10 protein-coding genes are annotated in these 14,198 nt (G+C 43.5%); 5 read left to right on the top strand and 5 right to left on the bottom strand.

All coding sequences use genetic code 11. The features are described 5' to 3' along the window. Window positions 1-175 precede the first annotated feature (175 nt). Complete coding sequence (gene adk / locus R7E51_RS10955) at window positions 176-820, top strand: adenylate kinase (protein WP_005382094.1); 645 nt, start codon at window positions 176-178, stop codon at window positions 818-820. A gap of 167 nt (window positions 821-987) precedes the next feature. Beyond that, a complete protein-coding gene (gene hemH, locus R7E51_RS10950; protein ID WP_158157318.1) occupies window positions 988-1,950 on the top strand; it encodes a ferrochelatase in 963 nt (320 codons plus the stop codon). Between the two features lie 49 nt (window positions 1,951-1,999). On the opposite strand, the gene R7E51_RS10945 is transcribed toward hemH, so the two are convergent. Then, the gene (locus R7E51_RS10945; RefSeq protein ID WP_005382097.1) at window positions 2,000-3,388 is read right to left on the bottom strand and encodes a peptide MFS transporter; all 1,389 of its coding nucleotides are present in this window, start codon (window positions 3,386-3,388) and stop codon (window positions 2,000-2,002) included. A gap of 333 nt (window positions 3,389-3,721) precedes the next feature. Between R7E51_RS10945 and rfaH the strand changes: the two genes are divergently transcribed. Continuing rightward, window positions 3,722-4,222 carry a transcription/translation regulatory transformer protein RfaH gene (gene rfaH / locus R7E51_RS10940; RefSeq protein WP_005382098.1) on the top strand — a complete coding sequence of 167 codons (501 nt, stop codon included), beginning with the start codon at window positions 3,722-3,724 and terminating at the stop codon, window positions 4,220-4,222. 115 nt (window positions 4,223-4,337) lie between these two features. On the opposite strand, the gene asnB is transcribed toward rfaH, so the two are convergent. From asnB to nagA, 4 genes are all read right to left on the bottom strand, one after another. Further along, window positions 4,338-6,002 (bottom strand): asparagine synthase B, encoded by a 1,665-nt coding sequence (gene asnB / locus R7E51_RS10935; RefSeq protein ID WP_005382100.1) that lies wholly within the window; start codon window positions 6,000-6,002, stop codon window positions 4,338-4,340. Between the two features lie 230 nt (window positions 6,003-6,232). Continuing rightward, window positions 6,233-7,822 (bottom strand): cation:proton antiporter family protein, encoded by a 1,590-nt coding sequence (locus R7E51_RS10930; protein ID WP_203346040.1) that lies wholly within the window; start codon window positions 7,820-7,822, stop codon window positions 6,233-6,235. A gap of 81 nt (window positions 7,823-7,903) precedes the next feature. Beyond that, entirely contained in the window at window positions 7,904-9,118 is a 1,215-nt protein-coding gene (gene nagC, locus R7E51_RS10925) for a DNA-binding transcriptional regulator NagC (RefSeq protein ID WP_005382105.1), read from the bottom strand. 2 nt (window positions 9,119-9,120) lie between these two features. After that, the gene (gene nagA, locus R7E51_RS10920; protein ID WP_025766987.1) at window positions 9,121-10,257 is read right to left on the bottom strand and encodes an N-acetylglucosamine-6-phosphate deacetylase; all 1,137 of its coding nucleotides are present in this window, start codon (window positions 10,255-10,257) and stop codon (window positions 9,121-9,123) included. Window positions 10,258-10,746: 489 nt separating this feature from the next. Between nagA and nagE the strand changes: the two genes are divergently transcribed. Next, the gene (gene nagE, locus R7E51_RS10915; RefSeq protein ID WP_005384985.1) at window positions 10,747-12,240 is read left to right on the top strand and encodes an N-acetylglucosamine-specific PTS transporter subunit IIBC; all 1,494 of its coding nucleotides are present in this window, start codon (window positions 10,747-10,749) and stop codon (window positions 12,238-12,240) included. A gap of 276 nt (window positions 12,241-12,516) precedes the next feature. After that, window positions 12,517-14,187: a glutamine--tRNA ligase gene (gene glnS / locus R7E51_RS10910; RefSeq protein WP_005382124.1), complete on the top strand. Its 1,671-nt coding sequence runs from the start codon at window positions 12,517-12,519 to the stop codon at window positions 14,185-14,187. Window positions 14,188-14,198 lie beyond the last annotated feature (11 nt).

Genomic DNA, 14,198 nt, shown 5'->3' with positions numbered 1-14,198 from the left:
CAGAGAACCTGTGATAGAATCTGCGACTTGAATGTGAGTAATAAGGCGTGTATTTTTGCTCGCCTATATACGTTATACCGAAACTTATCGTTGCAGGTGCTTCTCAGGTTTGATGTCTAAGAGGTCAGCTATTGTGAGCTTCGGTATAAATCTTAAATATTAAAGAGGATAAATCATGCGCATCATTCTTCTAGGTGCTCCAGGTGCAGGTAAAGGCACACAAGCAAACTTCATCATGGAAAAATACGGTATTCCACAAATCTCTACTGGTGATATGCTTCGTGCTGCTATCAAAGCAGGTACAGAGCTTGGTAAACAAGCTAAAGCTGTTATTGACGCTGGTCAGCTAGTTTCTGATGAAATCATCCTTGGTCTTATCAAAGAGCGCATCGCTCAAGAAGACTGTGCAAACGGTTTCCTACTAGATGGTTTCCCACGTACTATCCCTCAAGCTGACGGCCTAAAAGAAATGGGCGTAGACGTAGACTACGTTATCGAATTTGACGTTGCAGACGATGTAATTGTTGAGCGTATGGCTGGTCGTCGTGCTCACCTTCCTTCTGGTCGTACTTACCACGTGGTTTACAACCCGCCTAAAGTGGAAGGTAAAGATGATGTAACTGGTGAAGATCTTGTTGTTCGTGATGACGACAAAGAAGAAACAGTACGTGCTCGTCTAGGTGTTTACCACGAGCAAACTGCGCCGCTAATCAACTACTACGGCAAAGAAGCTGAAGCAGGCAAGACTAAGTACCTTAAGTTTGATGGTACTAAGCAAGTAGCTGAAGTTAGTGCGGATATCGAGAAAGCACTATCTTAATTTGCTGAAGTCAAAAATTTAATATTTTGATATATTGAAAGCGGCCCAAGTGGTCGCTTTTTTTAGTTTACTCGTAAACATATATCTAATTAACTTCAGCTCGGCTATTCGTTACTTCGAGGTTACTTAAATATATGAACCAAGCCGTTTACCATGAATAGGATGTTATGAAAGAGAATAATAAACAGGGTGTACTCCTAGTTAACCTGGGAACTCCTGACGCACCAACCGCTCCTGCCGTAAAGCGCTTTTTAAGTCAGTTTCTTCATGATCACCGAGTGGTAGACATGACTCGATGGCTTTGGTGTCCACTATTGCACGGCGTTATCCTTCCTATCCGAGCTCCTAAAGTTGCCAAACTCTATCAATCAGTATGGATGGAAGAGGGCTCGCCGTTGATGGTGTACTCTAAACGCCAAACGGAAAAGTTAGCACAAAAGCTTGATATACCTGTAGAGCTTGGTATGACGTATGGTAGCCCAAGTTTGCAATCAGGCTTTGAAGCCCTATTGGCGCAAGGCGTTGATGAAGTCATTGTTTTACCTTTGTATCCGCAATACTCGGGCACAACAACGGCAGCGGTTTCTGACGGAATCACTAAAGCATTTAAAAACCTGCCGGTGATGCCAGGCTTTAGCTTTATTCGTGATTATTACAATCACCCGAAATATATTGAAGCGTTAGCGCATTCAGTTCGTGAACATTGGCAAAAGAATGGTCAGGGAGATTACCTGCTGTGTTCTTATCATGGTATTCCAAAACGCTATGCTGACAATGGTGATGTTTACCCACAGCATTGTGAAGAGACGACTCGCTTGCTTGGGGAAGCGTTAGGTTTAAGCGACCAACAAATTGGCATGACGTATCAGTCCCGATTTGGGAGAGAAGAGTGGCTTCAACCTTATACCGATAAGACCCTAGAGGCACTTCCTGCAAAGGGTGTGAAAAATATTAATGTTGTGACCCCTGCATTTTCGTCAGATTGTTTAGAGACGTTGGAAGAGATCTCGGAAGAGTGTAAAGAGATTTTCCTTGAAGCTGGTGGCGAAAACTTTACCTACATCCCTTGTTTGAACGATAGTGAACTTCATATCGAGATGATGGTTGAGTTAGTTCAATCTAAACTTTAGATACAAAAAAGGGTCGCAATAGCGACCCTTTCTACGTTTAGTTGAGCGATCAAGCAACTTGTACTTGCTGCTCTTCTACTTGCTCTGCCGTACTGTGCGTATTTTCAGCGCCATGCATCCAGCGAACGAGTGTATTAGAGAATAGGAGCAAAATTACGCCACTTACGGTTGCGCTGACCGCAATACCACTAAAGATAGCCATAGCGCCTAACTCGCCTACGTGAGAACCCACATAGCCCGCAACATAGTTAGCAATCGCATTACAGCCAAACCATGCACCCATCATAAGTGAAGCTAAGCGAAGCGGTGCTAATTTAGTCACCAATGAAAGACCAATTGGAGATAAACACAGCTCGCCTAATGTGTGGAAGAAGAAAGCGCCGACCAACCATAACATCGATGTTTTTACTGTTGTATCTCCACCTTGTTCTAGCACTGCGCCAACCATACAAAGGAAACCAATCGCTAAGAAAAATAGTGCCATTGCAAATTTCACTGGCGAAGTGGGTTCACGTTTACCCAATTTTACCCAAAGGACAGCCAGAACTGGCGCTAGAGTAATAATGAAAAATGGGTTTAGTGATTGGAACCACGCAGCAGGAACTTCGAAACCACCAATCATGCGATCAGTATATTGTTGAGTGTAGATGTTCATCAGACCACCAGCTTGTTCAAAGCCTGCCCAGAAGACAATAGTGAATAAGCTCATGACCAGAATTACTTTTAGTCGATTCACTTCTTCTTTGGTGAGTGGCTGCTTCGTGGTGGCGTTTTTGTTGTTTAGATCTCGTTTCGCCGCTGGTTCGCGACCAATATCACCAAGCCATGATTGAGCCAGTACCATTTGCATCACTAGGCTAACCAGCATACCCACACCAGCGGCAACAAAGCCAGCTTTCCAACCGTAAGAGGTTGTCACAGAGCCAGAAACGACGCCGGCAAGTAATGCACCTAAGTTGATACCCATATAAAAGATAGTGAATGCGCCGTCACGACGGTTGTCACCTTCTTGATAAAGGTCGCCAACCATGGTTGAGATATTTGGCTTAAAGAGACCGTTACCAGTGATAAGTAGGCCAAGACCTAAATAGAAACTGTGTAGCGAACCAATACCTAAAGCATCAGCAGGAAGTGCAAGAGTAAACTGGCCGATGGCCATTAACGCGCCACCAAGCAAAATTGAGCGACGTTGACCTAAATAGTTATCTGCTAGGTAACCACCGATAAGAGGCGTGATATACACAAGCCCTGTGTATATGCCGTATAGGTCTAATGCGTCTTTGGTTGACCAGCCAAGGCCGCCATTCATTGTTGTATCAGTAAGGTAAAGCACGAGAATGGCACGCATTGCGTAGTAAGAAAAGCGTTCCCACAGTTCTGTACCGAACAATAAGAACAGGCCACGTGGATGACCAAAATATTGATGTTGGTTTGACATAAGCTCTTCTAATAATAGTTATTACATTTTTTAACGACTTCTACGTATACAATGCAATTCAACGAGTGACAAATAATAAAATTTTGCCATTCAACTATTTTTGTTTGTTAAGTGGCTGTTTTTGATTGGATTTGCAGATTATATGATGGTGTATTGGTTGTGTTACAAACTTAATTTCCATTTTTGCCTATGGACTTCTTTATCGTAAGTTGCTGAAAAATGTCGTTAATGCGAGCGATGTATAATCATACTTTTATAGATAAACTGAATATCAATGACTCAACTTTGGCTTAATGCTAGGATAAAAACAAAATAGAATTGGCTAGTAAAAAGATGAAACGTTGGTATCTACTTTATTGTAAACGTGGGGAGCAGGTTAGGGCGAAACAACACCTTGAAAATCAAGGTGTAGAGTGCTTTTATCCAACTGTAGAAGTTGAGAAGATTTTGCGCGGTAAAAGACAAAAAGTCGAGGAACCGCTGTTTCCTTGTTACGTATTCGCTTACTTTGATTATGAGCAAGGGCCAAACTTCACCTCAGTCCGCTCTACTCGAGGTGTTGTTGACTTTGTGCGTTTTGGTGCTCAACCGAAAGAAGTTCAAGGTGACTTGGTCTTCGAATTGATGCAGCTAGAAAAGTGTTGTAATGACAATACCGTTTCTGAATGTATGCCAAAACCAGGCGATCAAATTAGAGTTAAAAGCGGTCAATTTGCGGGCATAGATGCCATCTTCCAAGAACAAGATGGTGAGAAACGCTCAATTATGCTAGTTCAGATGATTACCAAGCGTGTGCCTGTCAGCATAGACAATAGTGATTTAGATTTAAAATAGCCTAATTCCATCAAACATAAAAAGAGGTGCAAAAGCACCTCTTTTTGATCGTATCTAATTTTTTGTCTGTTTTAAAAGGGTTGGACGAACCAACCCTTATCTTTATCGTAGAGAATTAGTATGAGTCGTTGTGAACGGTCTGTACTGCACGACCTGATGGGTCAACACAGTTTTGGAACGATTCATCCCATTCAATCGCCTTCGCTGAAGAACACGCTACTGAAGGGCCTCCTGGTACACACTCTGCTGCTGATGGAAGTGGGAATAACTCTTCAAAGATTTCACGGTACACGTAGCCTTCTTTTGTCGTTGGCGTATTGTATGGGAATCGATATTGAGCTGTTTCCATCTGCTGGTCTGTCACTTTCTGTTCTGCTACTTCTTTCAGCGTATCGATCCAGCTGTAGCCAACGCCATCAGAGAACTGCTCTTTTTGACGCCATGCGATCGATTCTGGCAGGTAGTGCTCGAAGCACTCACGAAGGATGTGTTTCTCCATTTTACCGTTGCCACACATCTTGTCTGCTGGGTTCAAGCGCATTGCTACATCTATGAACTCTTTATCTAGGAAAGGTACGCGTCCTTCAACTCCCCATGCTGCCAGCGACTTGTTAGCACGAGCACAGTCGAACATGTTCAGAGCAAGCAGTTTACGCACTGTCTCCTCGTGGAACTCTTTCGCGTTTGGCGCCTTGTGGAAGTAAAGGTAGCCACCAAAGATTTCGTCAGCGCCCTCACCAGACAATACCATCTTGATACCCATCGCTTTGATCTTACGACCCATTAAGAACATAGGTGTTGATGCGCGGATAGTCGTCACGTCATACGTTTCAATGTGGTAAATCACGTCACGAATCGCGTCCAAACCTTCTTGAATCGTGTACGTCATTTCGTGGTGAACGGTACCAATTTGGTCGGCAACTTCGCGAGCTGCTTTCAGGTCAGGCGCGCCTTCTAGGCCAACAGCAAAAGAGTGCAGTTGAGGCCACCAAGCTTCAGACTTTTCATCATCTTCAATACGCATCGCTGCAAAGCGTTTTGCTACCGCAGATGTAATAGAAGAATCTAGACCACCTGAAAGAAGCACACCGTAAGGCACGTCAGTCATTAGTTGGCGTTTAACAGCCGCTTCTAGCGCTTCCGTCAATTCTTCTTTGCTAGTGCTGTTACCTTGTACTGCTGCGTACTCGTTCCAGTCACGAACATAGTAACGTGTTGGCTGAGTATCTTTAGAGCTGTAGTAGCTACCAGGAGGGAATTCACTTACTGTTTTACATACTGGAACAAGAGCCTTCATCTCTGATGCCACATAGTAGTTACCATGCTCATCGTGACCTTGATAAAGAGGGATAATACCAATATGGTCACGGCCGACTAAATACTCATCTTTTTCTTCGTCGTAGAGCACAAAAGCGAAAATACCGTTTAGTTCTTCAAGGAGATCTGCACCCATATCTTGGTAAAGTGCAAGAATGACTTCACAGTCTGAATCGGTTTGAAATTCGTACTTTCCTTCGTAACGAGCACGAATTTCTTTATGGTTGTAGATTTCACCATTGACGGCAAGGATGAGCTTCTTATCAGGGCTGTATAGCGGCTGTGCACCACTATTTAGACCAACAATCGCCAAGCGCTCGTGCGCTAAAATAGCACGCTCTGAAGAGTAAATCCCAGACCAGTCTGGGCCACGGTGACGAAGTTTTTTCGACATCTCTAATGCGATAGGGCGCAATGCGGCTGCATCGCTTTTAATGTCTAAAATGCCAAATACTGAACACATACTACATCCTTACTAAACTAAACAATTTCTAATCGGTATGGTTTAAATTTGCCATTACTAATAAAAAAAGCAACGTTTTGTGATTAAAAAAATGATAAAAGGCCTTGTTGTATGGAAAATATTTAACTCAACCGTTGTTTTGGTGAATGAGATCAAGGTTTGGTATAAAAACTATACAAAAAAGGCTTTCTATCAATAGAAAGCCTTTCAAAAAATATCAGTGCTGTTGCTTATTTAATTGGTGTGAATTTAGGCTGAAGTTGTTTACAGACGTGTCGAGCAAAACCGCTACCAGCTTCACTATATATATTGAATGCTGCGTCAACGCCATTTTCAAGTAAGCCTTCCAATTGATCTGGGTATTCGGCGATAGCGGCAATTTGCCCCTTATATTTTCTGCGTTTAAGCTGTTCAAGTGCTGTTTGGTTACCTTGATGATGTGGCATTGCAAGCAGAACCAGTTTTACATGACCTGTATCTAAAATTCGCTCCCAGAAATCCGGGTCGGTGGCATCACCAGAAATCACATTTCTTCCTTCTGAACGATGATGATGTGCAGCGTCTTCACGAATTTCTATACCCAATGAAATTTTGCCATAGCGTGAACGTAGCTCATCATAAGCGCCCGTTCCAATACGCCCCATACCTAAGATCAATACTTGGGCATGACCTGGGTTGATGAGTTGGTCGCGTTGATTGAGCTTTTCTACCGCTGTCTCTTGCAGCCACTTACCTGAATGTTGATAAATTTTATGGCTAAGGCGGTTAAGTGGCGCGGAAATTACAAAGGATACCGACACCGCAACCGCAATCGCAGCAAGCATATCACTTGGCATCCAGCCCATTTTATAGGCCAACCCAGCAACAATAAGACCAAACTCACTGTAGTTAAATAGTGATAAAGAGGCGAGCAAAGAGGTACGTACTCGAAACTTAAAATGATTAATAGTGACGAAGTACAAGAGTCCTTTGATTGGTAGCAGTAAGATAAATAGCAGGGCGAGAACGACGCCATTCACGCTCAATGAGGCGGATAAACCAATGTTCAAAAAGAAGCAGACTAAAAAGAGCTCCTTCATATTGAATAATGACTTGGATAGTTCTGAGGCTTTTGGGTGACCTGCGAGTAGCATGCCTAAAATTAGCGCGCCCAAGTCTGGTTTCATCCCGACCAACTCGAATAGCCCAGCACCGACAACAAGCGCGAAGAAAATACCGAATAGCACCAGCATTTCGCCGTGGCCAACTTTATCGAGCAGCTTATAGAATAGGGAACGAAGGAAAGGCAGTGCGAACAAACCGATGGCATACCATTCTGGGACTTTTCCGGTTGAAGCAGTCAGGAATACTACGGCAAAAATATCTTGCATAACCAAGATACCGATCGCGAGTGTGCCGTAGGTCGCGTTCATTTCGCCTTTTTCTTGCAATGCTTTTACGGCAAAAACGGTACTAGAGAACGATAGTGCAAAAGCTAAAAGCAGGATTTGGCTGCCGTCCATACTGGCTAGCGAAGTCAAGCCCAGTAGTTTTAAGCCGGATAACGCTAGGGCAAAAAAAGCGGTAGAGAGTATGTTGTGGGCGGTTGCCCCTCCCCATATTTCTTTGGACAGCAGGGTTTTTACATCGAGTTTGAGTCCAATAGTAAACAGAAGAAGAGTAACACCAAGATCTGCGAGAGTGACAATAACGTCATTGCTTTGGTAACCAAATGCATGCAAGCCAAATCCAGCTAGTAGAAAACCAACGAGGGGAGGGAGGCTGCATTTAAGCGCAATAAAACCAGCTAAAAAAGCGGCTGTAATTAGAATAATTTCCATACTGTTGAGCTGTATTCCTGATATACAAAAACGGGCTGTGAAAACACAGCCCGAGATTGTAACTCAATTGGTTGTATAAACTTAGTCTTCCAGTAACTTTTGTAACAAAACTCCGTTTAGCATAGCGCGTTTAATCATCGCAAATGCGCCCATCGTTGGCTGCTTATCAATGTGAGAAGCCACGATAGGGAGGTCGTTATGGAAAGTTTTAAGAGATTGATTCTCTACGTTGCGTTGAATTGCAGGGAAAACAATATCTTGTGCTGCAGTAATATCGCCAGCAATTACAATTTTCTGTGGATTAAATAAGTTAACCGTAATCGCAATCGCTTTACCTAGCTGGTTGCCCACTCGCACTAAACTCTGTTTCGCAAGTTCATCACCATTCATTGCGTGCTGACATACCGCTTCAATTGTGATGTTTTCAAGGTCGGTTAAGCTTGATTCGTATCCTTGAGTAATCAGTTGCTTCACTCGTTGAATAATCGCTGGGTTTGCAGCTACGGTTTCTAAACAGCCAAAGTTTCCACATTGGCATTGCTCACCAAGCGGGTCAATTTGGATATGACCAATTTCACCGACGTTGCGGTTAAAACCAAGAAAAACCTGGCCGTTAACGATAATACCTGCGCCAGTACCGCGGTGGACGCTAACCAAAATAGAATCCTGGCAGTCTTGGCTTGCTCCAAAGTAGTGCTCAGCCAACGCCATGCCACGTACGTCGTTGCCAACAAAGCATGCTGTATTAAACTTCTCTCCAACAATTTCACCGAGAGCAAGATTATCGATATCGGTATTAGGCATGTATTCGACCACGCCAGTTGTTGGGTTAACAAGGCCGGGTAAAGTGATGCCGATAGCGATGAGTTGATCAATTTTGTCTTCGCAACGGCTTACGAAATCTTTTAATAAATCGATAAGCCCTGCGATTAAGTCTGCTTGGTTAGTGTAGTGCAATTCATGCTGATCTTCTGCAAGCGCGGTGCCACCTAAATCGTATAAACTGAACTGTACGTAATCTCGACCTAAGCGAACGGCAATCGAATGAAAAGGTTTGACTTCAGTAGTCAAAGAGATCGCACGACGACCACCAGTTGAAGCTTGTTGGGCGACCTCCTTAATAAGGCCGCGCTCTAAAAGTTGGCGGGTTATTTTGGTAACACTAGCAGGCGCGAGCTGACTCACGTCCGCGACTTGAATACGGGAGATAGGACCTTGCTGATCAATCAGCCTATATACCGCAGCGCTGTTAAGCTGTTTTACTAAATCTACATTACCAATCTGTCCGCCATTCATGCTTAATTTTGCTCGTATTGTCCGTTAACAACCGTCGCTTTTACTTTAAAGTCACGATCGAAAATAGTCAGGTTTGCAACCATCCCTTTTCGAACTCGGCCAAGGCGATCCTCAACACCAATTGCTGTTGCTGGGTATAACGTGGCCATTCGTAGAGCTTCGTCTAAAGCGATCCCCGCGTGCTCAACTGAATTCTGAACTGCTTCAATCATTGTCAAAGCTGAGCCGCCTAGCGTGCCATTTTCATCAACACACTTACCATCTCGGTAATATACTTTCTTACCGACAAAAATAAAGTGATCAATGTTAGCACCTGCTGGAGCTGTGGCATCCGTCACCAAAACAAGCTTTTCACCTTTGATTTTATGAGCAATTCGGATGTTTGCGTAGTCGACGTGAAAACCATCAGCAATAATGCCAGCATATACGTCAGGAGTATCGTAAATTGCACCAACAACTCCTGGTTCACGACCAACCATTGGTGTCATTGCATTAAAGAGGTGTGTAGCAAAAGTAATGCCTGCTTCAAAGCTTTTACGTGCTTCGGCGTAGGTTGCATTTGTGTGGCCAATTGAAACTACGATGCCAGCAGCCTTTAATCGCGCAATATGCTCTGGGTCGTTATGCTCAGGTGCTAGTGTTACTTTCGCTACGATATCGGCGTTTGTGCAGATAAGGTCGATCATGCTTTCGTCTGATGGGCGAATAAAATCTACGTTATGGATGCCTTTTTTCGCGACGTTAAGGTAAGGACCTTCGAGGTGTAAACCAAGCGATTGATTTTGATACTTGTTGTGGTACTCACGAGCTGCGGCAATTGCAGTTCGCATATCTTCATCAGATGACGTAATGAGTGTTGGCAGGAAGCTAGTACAGCCAGATTTGAGGTTTGCCTGGTGCATGATTTGCATGGTTTCAGGGGTAATTGCATCGTTTAGCATTACACCGCCACAACCGTTCAACTGCAGATCGATAAAGCCTGGACTTAGATTAGCGCCTGCAAGGTCTTTTAGTTCGATGCTTTGAGGTAGCTCAGAAACCGGCACAATAGATTGAATAAGATCGTTTTCGATGATGACCGCATGATCGGTAAGAACATCACTACCGGTATAAATTTTACAGTTACTTAGCGCGTACATAGTCAGCTAGTCCTTATAGATGAGAATTCAATTTCTATATCGTTATCTAAGTAGAGACTGCTTCAGTCATATGGGTACTTAGTTTGTATCACTGAATTAGATAACGAGTCACATACAGCAAGTCGCGTTTTATCGATGTTATTGTCATAGTAACTAACTGAAAAGTAATAATTGTATGGTTTTTTATGATTCTTTTTCAGAGCAAAGTTACAGTGATTTACCCGCCTAGATACCAAAATAACACTGATTCTGCCTTGCATAAAGTGCGAGAATATTATCTTTAAAACGCCATTTTTTCGTATAATAAAATAAGTTTTATGATCTCGCTAGCAAAAACCTTCCGAAAGGGCAAATTGTGGTGATTATGATCACAAACGGTGAGCTTTTAATTTGCGGAGCAAAATTAATATCATAAACTTAGGATGACTAAATTGGACGGCTGAAATAAGTCATTCAACATAACATCTAATCCTATAGGGGGAACTTAAGGTGAACATTCTCGGATACTTCCAGAAGGTGGGTAAGGCGCTTATGGTGCCGGTTGCCACACTTCCTGCAGCAGCAATACTCATGGGTATTGGCTACTGGATCGACCCAAATGGCTGGGGCGCAAACAGTGCACTTGCTGCATTTCTTATTAAAGCTGGTGCAGCGATCATTGACAACATGTCAGTATTGTTCGCTGTTGGTGTTGCTTATGGAATGTCTAAAGACAAAGATGGCGCCGCTGCACTTTCAGGCTTCGTGGGCTTCTTAGTTGTCACAACGCTTTTGGCCCCTGGTGCAGTATCACAAATTCAAGGCATTGACCCAAGTGAAGTACCTGCTGCATTTGGTAAAATCAATAACCAGTTCGTCGGTATCTTGGTTGGTATTGTTTCTGCTGAGTTGTACAACCGTTTTTCTCACGTAGAGCTGCACAAAGCACTGGCGTTTTTCTCTGGCAAGCGTCTTGTACCTATCCTAACGTCTTTTGCTGGTATCGTTATTGCGTTCATCCTGATGTACGTTTGGCCATCAGTTTACGGCGGTCTGGTAAGTTTTGGTGAAAGCATTCAAGGTATGGGTGAAGCAGGTGCAGGTGTTTACGCATTCTTCAACCGTCTTCTAATTCCTGTTGGTCTGCACCATGCACTAAACTCAGTGTTCTGGTTTGATGTCGCTGGTATTAATGACATTCCAAACTTCCTTGGCGGTGCGAAATCATTAGCTGAAGGCACGGCAACGGTAGGTGTTACGGGGATGTACCAAGCGGGCTTCTTCCCAATCATGATGTTTGGTTTACCAGGCGCTGCTCTAGCGATGTACCATACTGCGAAATCAAAGAATAAAGAGAAAGTGGCATCTATCATGATTGCAGCTGCGTTTGCTTCATTCTTTACAGGTGTAACAGAACCACTTGAATTTGCATTCATGTTCCTTGCTCCAGGACTGTACGTTCTTCACGCAGCGCTGACTGGTCTATCAGTTTATATCGCGGCATCAATGCAGTGGATTGCAGGTTTCGGTTTCTCTGCTGGTTTAGTCGACTTAGTATTGTCGACTCGTAACCCGCTAGCGGTAAACTGGTACATGCTCATTGTACAAGGTCTTGGTTTCTTTGCGGTTTACTACTTCGTGTTCCGTACCGTGATTGTTAAGTTTGGCCTTAAAACACCGGGACGTGAAGATGATGAAGAAGCTTCATCTAACGTGGCTGGATCAAGCAATTCTTCAGAGCTTGCTCGTCAGTACTTGAAAGCACTTGGCGGTCATGACAACCTAAGTTCTATCGATGCCTGTATTACTCGTTTGCGCCTTTCTGTGAAAGATATGAGCGTTATCAATGAGAAAACTCTGAAAGATCTTGGAGCTATGGGAGTTGTGAAGCTAGGTACAAACAACCTACAAGTTATTCTTGGTCCACTAGCAGAGATTGTTGCTGGTGAGATGAAGAATGTATCTAAAGATGAAGACTTAAGTGGTGTTCAGCTACCAGCTTAACTGTTTAATAGTGGTGTGATTGTTTGTTATTGGTATTGCAAACAATTGATACTACAACATCGCAAAAGGCCTCCGCAGGAGGCCTTTTTTCGTTTAGGCCCTTTGAATCTGCTTTGCTTTCACGCTAACTCGATAAATATTGTCGTTTTAGAGCGAGTTCTTGTTGTCTAATTGCTTAGAATTGTGGATCATTAGGAACAATGTACTCTGTGAAACCATACTTGGATACAGGGTTCCGTTTTCTCTGACAATACTAATATTTTTGAGGTGCTATAGATGAGTGAAGCTGATGCTCGTCCATCAAACTTTATTCGCCAGATCATTGATAAAGATCTAGCGGATGGTAAACACACTAGCGTGCATACTCGATTCCCGCCGGAGCCAAATGGCTACCTGCATATCGGTCATGCTAAGTCTATCTGTTTGAACTTCGGTATTGCTCAGGACTACCAGGGTCAATGTAATCTGCGTTTCGACGATACAAACCCTGAAAAAGAAGACATCGAATACGTTGAGTCTATCAAGAAAGATGTAAACTGGTTGGGCTTTGAGTGGAGTGGTGAAGTATGTTACTCATCAAACTACTTCGATAAGCTTTACGAATATGCAATTGAATTGATTAACAAAGGCTTAGCGTACGTAGATGAGCTAAGTCCAGAGCAAATTCGTGAATACCGCGGCACACTAAAGGCGCCAGGTAAACCAAGTCCATACCGTGACCGTTCTGTTGAAGAGAACTTGGCGTTGTTTGAAAAAATGCGCGCTGGTGAATTTGAAGAAGGTAAAGCGTGTCTTCGTGCTAAAATCGACATGGGTTCTTCATTCATGGTCATGCGCGATCCAGTTTTATACCGTGTGCGTTTTGCTACGCACCACCAAACTGGTGATAAGTGGTGCATTTACCCAATGTACGACTTTACGCACTGTATTTCTGATGCATTAGAAGGCATTACGCACTCTATTTGTACGCTTGAATTCATGGATAACCGTCGTCTGTACGATTGGGTTCTAGACAACATCACGATCGAAAGCCGTCCACATCAATACGAGTTCAGTCGTTTAAACCTTGAATATACAGTGATGTCTAAGCGTAAGCTTAACCAGCTAGTTACTGAAAAACTGGTTAATGGTTGGGATGATCCACGTATGCCGACTGTCTCAGGTCTGCGTCGTCGTGGCTTCACACCTGCATCTATTCGTGAGTTTTGTAAGCGTATTGGTGTAACGAAGCAAGAAAATATGATCGAGTTTAGTTCATTAGAATCTTGTATTCGTGATGACCTAAACGAGAACGCTCCGCGTGCAATGGCTGTACTGGATCCTGTTAAAGTTGTTATCGAAAACTTTGAAGCAGGCGCAGTAGAAAACTTGACAGTTGCCAACCACCCAAATAAACCAGAAATGGGCGTGCGTGAAGTGCCATTCACGCGTGAATTGTGGATTGAGCGTGAAGACTTCCGTGAAGAAGCGAACAAAAAGTACAAGCGTTTAGTGCTAGGTAAAGAAGTTCGTTTACGTGGTGCTTACGTGATCAAAGCTGAGCGCGTTGAGAAAGATGCCGAAGGCAACATCACAACGATCTTCTGTTCTTACGATGCAGATACGCTAGGTAAAAACCCAGCAGATGGTCGTAAAGTGAAAGGCGTTATTCATTGGGTGTCAGCTGATAAAGCTCTTCCAGCGGAAATTCGCCTGTACGATCGTTTATTTACGGTGCCAAACCCAGGCGCAGCGGAAGATTTTGCTTCTACTATCAATCCTGAATCATTAGTTGTGATCAATGGCTTCGTCGAGCCTAGCCTAGCTTCTGCAGAAGCAGAAAAAGGTTACCAGTTTGAACGTATGGGTTACTTCTGTGCAGACTCGAAAGACTCTTCAGCAGATAATCTAGTATTCAACCGCACGGTTGGTCTACGTGATACCTGGGCAAAAATTGAGAATCAATAATCTCAATTAAT

The organism is Vibrio sp. Vb1166 (assembly GCF_033338695.1).
Lineage (GTDB): Bacteria > Pseudomonadota > Gammaproteobacteria > Enterobacterales > Vibrionaceae > Vibrio > Vibrio alginolyticus.
This window is presented reverse-complemented; position numbering and strand designations above follow the sequence as displayed.

Excerpts from the sequence above, each read along its gene's own strand:
- adk (WP_005382094.1), top strand. The coding sequence starts at position 176 with ATGCGCATCATTCTTCTAGGTGCTCCAGGTGCAGGTAAAGGCACACAA.
- hemH (WP_158157318.1), top strand. The coding sequence starts at position 988 with ATGAAAGAGAATAATAAACAGGGTGTACTCCTAGTTAACCTGGGAACT.
- R7E51_RS10945 (WP_005382097.1), bottom strand. The coding sequence starts at position 3,388 with ATGTCAAACCAACATCAATATTTTGGTCATCCACGTGGCCTGTTCTTA.
- rfaH (WP_005382098.1), top strand. The coding sequence starts at position 3,722 with ATGAAACGTTGGTATCTACTTTATTGTAAACGTGGGGAGCAGGTTAGG.
- asnB (WP_005382100.1), bottom strand. The coding sequence starts at position 6,002 with ATGTGTTCAGTATTTGGCATTTTAGACATTAAAAGCGATGCAGCCGCA.
- R7E51_RS10930 (WP_203346040.1), bottom strand. The coding sequence starts at position 7,822 with ATGGAAATTATTCTAATTACAGCCGCTTTTTTAGCTGGTTTTATTGCG.
- nagC (WP_005382105.1), bottom strand. The coding sequence starts at position 9,118 with ATGAATGGCGGACAGATTGGTAATGTAGATTTAGTAAAACAGCTTAAC.
- nagA (WP_025766987.1), bottom strand. The coding sequence starts at position 10,257 with ATGTACGCGCTAAGTAACTGTAAAATTTATACCGGTAGTGATGTTCTT.
- glnS (WP_005382124.1), top strand. The coding sequence starts at position 12,517 with ATGAGTGAAGCTGATGCTCGTCCATCAAACTTTATTCGCCAGATCATT.